This window comes from Psychrobacter sp. Ps7, assembly GCF_022129225.1.
Lineage (GTDB): Bacteria > Pseudomonadota > Gammaproteobacteria > Pseudomonadales > Moraxellaceae > Psychrobacter > Psychrobacter immobilis_A.
This window is the reverse complement of sequence record NZ_JADQAH010000048.1, coordinates 24059-25589: the sequence shown is the minus strand read 5'-3', so window position 1 is coordinate 25589 and position 1531 is coordinate 24059. Positions and strand designations below refer to the sequence as shown.

General features: G+C 45.2%; 1 protein-coding gene. It reads left to right on the top strand.

Annotated elements, in window-relative coordinates:
* Positions 1-129 precede the first annotated feature (129 nt).
* Positions 130-1452 carry a valine--pyruvate transaminase gene (locus I3257_RS12800; RefSeq protein WP_238049990.1) on the top strand — a complete coding sequence of 441 codons (1323 nt, stop codon included), beginning with the start codon at positions 130-132 and terminating at the stop codon, positions 1450-1452.
* Positions 1453-1531: the final 79 nt, after the last annotated feature.

The following is a 1531-nucleotide window of genomic DNA, read 5'->3' as shown; positions in this document are numbered from 1 at the left end:
AAACCAATATCAGCCATGCAGTTTGCTTATTTATTGGGGGGATTACCTAGCCCTCATTTGCTATACTAGCCTAACTTTTATCAATCAAATTCCTTCTTACAACATCCTCCAAAACAGCATGGTAGTCTTATGAAATTCTCAAAGTTCGGTCAAAAATTCACCCAGCCCACTGGCATCTCACAATTGATGGATGATCTGGGCGACGCGCTAAAAAGCGATCAGCCAGTCAACATGCTGGGCGGTGGTAACCCTGCCAAAATTGATGCCGTCAATGAGCTATTTTTGGAGACGTATAAGGCGCTTGGTGTTGATAACGACGCAGGCGTACCCAACAGTAGCGCGATTATCAGCATGGCAAACTACTCTAATCCGCAGGGTGATGCCGCCTTTATCGATGCGTTGGTTGGCTTCTTTAACCGTCATTATGATTGGAACCTCACAGCGGACAACATCGCCCTGACCAATGGCTCACAAAATGCGTTTTTCTACCTGTTTAATCTATTTGGTGGTGCGTTCACTGATGAGCAGAACCAATCTGTCGACAAATCCATTCTACTGCCATTGACTCCTGAGTATATTGGCTATAGCGATGTGCATGTGGAAGGTCAGCATTTCGCAGCCGTATTGCCGCATATCGATGAAGTGACGCACGATGGCGAAGAAGGCTTTTTTAAATATCGTGTGGATTTTGAGGCGTTAGAGAACTTGCCAGCGCTAAAAGAAGGCCGTATCGGTTCGATTTGCTGCTCACGCCCGACTAATCCAACGGGTAACGTGCTGACTGATGACGAAATGGCGCATTTGGCCGAGATTGCCAAACGTTATGACATACCGCTTATCATCGATAATGCCTACGGTATGCCCTTCCCTAACATCATCTATTCAGACGCGCATTTGACGTGGGATAACAATACGATTCTGTGCTTTAGCCTGTCTAAAATTGGTCTGCCCGGTATGCGTACTGGTATTATCGTGGCTGATGCCAAAGTGATTGAAGCGGTCAGCGCGATGAATGCGGTGGTGAATCTAGCGCCGACACGCTTTGGTGCAGCGATTGCCACGCCATTGGTAGAAAACGATCGTATCAAGCAGTTAGCCGATAATGAGATTAAGCCGTTTTATCAAAAGCAGGCGACCCTCGCGGTGAAGCTATTAAAAGAAGCCTTGGGCGATTATCCGTTGATGATTCATAAGCCTGAAGGCGCGATATTCTTATGGTTGTGGTTTAAAGACTTGCCGATTACCACGGTTGAGCTGTACGAGATTTTAAAAGAAAAAGGCACGCTCGTTGTACCAAGTAAGTATTTCTTTCCTGGTGTCGATGTCAGTGATTATCAGCATGCACATGAATGTATTCGTATGAGCATCGCGGCTGATGAGCAGACGCTGACTGATGGTATTGCAGCGATTGGTGAAGTGGTGCGTGAGTTGTATGATGAAGCCAAAAAATAAGATTAGCGGAGTCAAACTCGTTTAGTTTAGTTTAGTTTAGTTTAGTTTAGTTTAGTTTAGTTTAGTTTAGTTTAGTTTA

Bases quoted from the DNA above. Each gene is read 5' to 3' on its own strand.
- I3257_RS12800 (WP_238049990.1), top strand. From the start codon at position 130: ATGAAATTCTCAAAGTTCGGTCAAAAATTCACCCAGCCCACTGGCATC.